Here is a 4,567-nt window from a genome sequence, read left to right as displayed (position 1 = left end):
TCAACGATCTACCAACACCACCTCCGCGCCAGTGCTAGCTTTTCGTACCGTCACTTATTGCACTGAAAACGAGGAGACCCCGTGATCGATGTCCAAAAAAAACTTGCTGCCTTGCTGGGCAACTCGATGGACGCCACCGGCGACTTGCCGTGATCGCCGCAGTGCTCGAACTCAGCCCCGTTCTGGGCGCTGGCGCCGCATGCCGCGCCCTGGGCCTGCCGCGCGGCGTGCCGGCCCGCCAGCGGGCCCAGGCAAGGCGCGCAGCCATGGTCGGACCCAGGCCTCCTCGCGCGGTGCGAGTGCGCCCACCGCTGGCCTTGGATGCGCAAGAGAGCACGCTGCTGCTGGACACTTTGAACAGCGAACGCTTCGCCGACACCGCCCCTGCGGCCGTGCACGCCACGCTGCTCGACGAGGGGCGATACCTGGGCTCGGTGCGCACCATGTACCGCCTGCTGAACACCCAAGGCGGCTCGTGCGAGCGTCGCCGCCAGCTCACCCACCCGGCCTACGTCAAACCCGAACTGCTGGCCAGCGCTCCGAACCAGATCTGGTCCTGGGACATCACCAAGCTGAAAGGGCCGGCCAAATGGACCTGCTTCCATCTGTACGTGATCCTGGACATCTTCAGCCGCCACGTGGTGGGCTGGATGCTCGCCGAGCGCGAGAGCGCCGATCTGGCCGAGCAGCTGATCGCCGACACCGTCTCGCGCCACGACGTGCAGCGCGGCATGCTCACGCTGCACGCCGACCGGGGGGCGGCCATGCGCTCCAAGCCGGTGGCCGCCTTGCTGGTGGAGCTGGACATCGCCAAGAGCCACAGCAGGCCGCACGTCTCGGACGACAACCCGTATTCGGAGTCGCAGTTCAAGACCATGAAGTACCGGCCTGACTTCCCGGCGCGGTTCGGCTGCATCGAGGACGCTCGGCTCCACTGCCAAGCATTCTTCTCTTGGTACAACACCGAGCACCGGCACTCGGGCATCGGCTACATGACGCCGCAAGCGGTGCACTACGGTCAGGCACCGGCCCTGCGCGATGCGCGTCAGGTCGCGCTGGATGCCGCGTTCCTCGCGACACCGAAGCGCTTCAAGGGCCGTCGTCCCAAACCCCATGCGCTGCCGACCGCAGCCTGGATCAACCCACCACCATCGGAGGCCAACGTCCAGAGAACAACCCAGCACTGCGCAGTAAATTTATGACAAGCGGTGCAGCAAAGTCATTGACACGTTCCGGCCTATCGATTCAAATCTATTGGCCTGGACCGATGCAGGGCGGATCATCACGCGCCACCTGGCGTCCTCGAAGCGTCGCTCGCGAGAGGACGCCTACGGAAGTCCTGACCTCTGGGACTTTTCGGGCATACGTCAGTTTGATCGTTTGGTAGTTCGGTAGTTCGGTAGTTTGATTCCCCACGCAATTCGGCCGCGAGTTCGGCGAAGTGCCAGTACAGAATATGGAGGCCCATGTGAATCAGAAGCTTTGTTCGGGTTGGAAGAGAGCTGCAAAGCTTCTCCAGATTGCAGTAGCTGGCCTGACGGTGTTTGCGGCGGCATCCAGCCAGGCGCAAGGCAATCCGACCTACATCGGTCTTGGCCCCGCCAAGGCCATGTACTACAAGCCAGATTCCGGGCCTGCGCCGCGCGTTGCGTTCCTGATCGTGCATCGCACGAGCAACTATCTGCAGCACCCTGGATGCCAAGAATTGCCCAAGCGAGGTTTTGCCGCGCTGTGCATGAACACGCGCTTCGACAACAACGAATTCCTTGTTGATTGGGACCTCATCGCACTGGATGTCAAGGCCGGCATGGAATACCTGCGCAAGCAGGCAGGTATCGAGAAGGTGGTCTTGTTCGGTCACAGCGGCGGGGGGCCAACCCTCAGCTACTACCAGGCCGTTGCAGAAAATGGCACCGCATTCTGCAAGAGCCCGCAGAAACTCGTTCCTTGCCGCGATGAACTCGCCAACCTGCCCAAAGGCGATGCACTGGTGCTGGCCGACGCGCACCCGGGCGTGCCAGTCATCTTGTTGCGCAGTCTGAACGGGTCGGTCGTCAATGAAACGCCGAAGAGCTTCGATCCCGCGCTGGACCCCTATAACCCCGCGAATGGATATAACCCCAGCGGTGCCTCCGCGTACACGGCCGACTTCCAGGCCCGCTACTACGCCGCCCAGTCGAAGCGCATGAACGCGTTGATCGAATCGGCGCTCGCAAAGCGCCGTGCGCTCCAAGCCGGTAGCGGCCCGTATCCAGACAACGACATCTTCCTCATCCCGCATGGTGGCAATCCCGGTGCTGGCCCTGGCGGCGCATCACAGTTGCACAGCCTGGATCCCAAAGACAAGCTACGCTTTACCAAGCTGCCGCGCAAGCTGCTCAAGAACGACGGCTCCATCTCGGAACAGATGGTGGTGTCGGTCAGCCCGGTTGAGCTGCAGACGAAGGATTCAACCAATGCGTTCGATCGCGGCACCAAGCTCTTGAGCATCCGCTCCTTCCTGAGCACACAAGCGGTGATGTCGAACAACTCGCTGGATGGTATTGACCACTGTTCCAGCAACAACTCCACCGTCTGTGCCGTGAGGTCCATCTCGGCGCCGACTCTGGTTGCCGGCATGGGTGGCTATCTGTTCATCCGCGACTCGGAAGAGGAGTTCGAGAATTCGAAGAGCACCGACAAGGACCTTGTTTTTATCGAAGGCGCTACCCACGGATTCACGCCATGCGGCAACTGCGGTGCGCCGGATGGGGCCTATTCGAACAGTGTGAAGAATCTGTTCGACTACGTTGGGAACTGGACTAGAGCTAGGTTCAAGTAAACCATGTTCTGCTGTACTCCGACCTGCGAGACCGAGAGGATTGGCGGACCTATGCGCATCTTCAGGAGACGCGTTGTTCAACCGATCGGTGGGTTGCCGGCATCAGGAGACCCGTGCCGTTGTCAAGGAGAACGGGCGAGGAGCTTCGATAAAGCGGGTCGCGGTGCTCAAACTGGCGATTGCACCTAGCAGCGGTCGTGGCGCCGGTGGCGGCGAAAGTCGGGTCAAGACTGATTGCTGAGGTTCAGCAACGACTCCTTTGCGGCATCTCGGCTCCTTGTTTGAATCGCCCCGGGGCGGTTCAGTTCGATGTGGTCAGTTTCAAGGCCCCCAAGGAAAGCTGCGACTCGAGCAAGAACCTGCAAGGGGCTGCCAATTCAGACCCGGAACTTGACTGACGATGTCGTGCGCGTTTGACATCCAGCGAGGCGACTAAGGCCTCAACGGGACAACTTGCTCGGACGAGTGATGTTCCCCTGGATGACGAGCGTGATGACCGCCACGTTGGCTGGCGGTGCTGACATCAGAACGTCGATGCCGTCGGCCGCCGACCAAGGCGCAGAGTCTTTGGCGCTGGTATCCAGAATGCACAAAAGAGCTACGCGCTTGCCCTTGGCCACCGCGTAGCTGGCAGCTTGCTCGACAAACTTGCGGCAGTCTTCCATCTGTTTGATCCGCGTGTCCGTCTCCTTGAGCTCGATCGTGATTCCTCGAAGGCTCAAGTCAGTGAAGCCCCCTGCGGCCGCGGCGTGCTCCTCCAGATCCGACCCGATGCGAGGCGACCGGCGAAGGTCCTTTCGAACCTGGACTTGGAATTCTTTCTCGCCCCACGCGCCATCGAACACGGCGTCTTGAACTGCTCTCCCAGCAAGATTGCCCAGACTGGTCAGCAGCTCAAGAATGTCCGACAGCTCCTCGGCATTTGCCCAGCCTTCCCGTCTTAGTAGATCGCGGATCAACAGGATCTTTTCGTCGACAGGCTGATAGCCGGTTATCGAGTTGACCCGTATGTCGAAGCCCTCCACCAAAAGCGTACGGTGGCCGACGACAGCAACGGGCTGCTCTGCGCTGGCAGGTTGGAATGCCGCCGTGTATTTGAACTCGAAAGGCCTCGATTTCAGTCCCTGTGCGATCTGGAGAGCCGCACGACCCGTCTGGATGAGCGTGTACGGCGGCTCTGTGGACGGCTTCGTGAACGTGAACTCGGAGAGCTCGTAGGTGCTCCTGGGCTCTGCCGAGATCGGCGTCAGCACCAGGTGCGTGGCACCCTCTGGCCATCGAGAGACTCTGACCTCGATCTCCATGTCATGCAATTCGCGCGGAACCAGGTGGTGGATGTTGGCCGCTGGTTGGCCACCAAGCTGGAACTTCAAGAAGGCTACTGAGAGCTCAGTAGGCCGTGGGCGCTCTTCAACTTGTTTCGGACCGGCCGGAATGCGTGGCCGCTCCTCCGAGAACACCCCGATCGGCAACGGTATGCCCGCCAGTGTTTTGCAGATGGACTCGAACTCGGCAATGGTGGCGACCGACTGCAATGAGGCTGATGCATCCACGAGGCTCTTAGCGACGCCCTTCTCGCCAAACTCCTTGAGCCAAAGACGATGGCGCTCGACTGCACTGCGCAGGAACCGGTCACCGTCTGGAACTGCGTCGAGAACTGCTTGCCGGGGTCTCCTCGTTTTCAGTGCAATAAGTGACGGTACGCAAAGCTAGCACTGGCGCGGGGGTGGTCTGGGTAGACCGTTG

The 4,567-nt window shown here is 61.0% G+C and carries 3 protein-coding genes; 2 read left to right on the top strand and 1 reads right to left on the bottom strand.

Annotated elements, in window-relative coordinates; all coding sequences use genetic code 11:
- The first annotated feature begins 149 nt into the window (after positions 1-149).
- Together ACFQU0_RS20625 and ACFQU0_RS20620 are read left to right on the top strand one after the other, a co-directional pair.
- Positions 150-1,202 (top strand): IS3 family transposase, encoded by a 1,053-nt coding sequence (locus ACFQU0_RS20625; RefSeq protein ID WP_162015744.1) that lies wholly within the window; start codon positions 150-152, stop codon positions 1,200-1,202.
- A gap of 266 nt (positions 1,203-1,468) precedes the next feature.
- Positions 1,469-2,821 carry an alpha/beta hydrolase family protein gene (locus ACFQU0_RS20620; RefSeq protein WP_162015743.1) on the top strand — a complete coding sequence of 451 codons (1,353 nt, stop codon included), beginning with the start codon at positions 1,469-1,471 and terminating at the stop codon, positions 2,819-2,821.
- Positions 2,822-3,261: 440 nt separating this feature from the next.
- Here the strand turns inward: ACFQU0_RS20620 and ACFQU0_RS20615 are convergent, their stop codons facing one another.
- Positions 3,262-4,374 carry a hypothetical protein gene (locus ACFQU0_RS20615; protein WP_162015742.1) on the bottom strand — a complete coding sequence of 371 codons (1,113 nt, stop codon included), beginning with the start codon at positions 4,372-4,374 and terminating at the stop codon, positions 3,262-3,264.
- Between the last annotated feature and the right edge of the window lie 193 nt (positions 4,375-4,567).

This window comes from Hydrogenophaga defluvii (genome assembly GCF_042665235.1).
GTDB lineage: Bacteria > Pseudomonadota > Gammaproteobacteria > Burkholderiales > Burkholderiaceae_C > Hydrogenophaga > Hydrogenophaga defluvii_A.
This window is presented reverse-complemented; position numbering and strand designations above follow the sequence as displayed.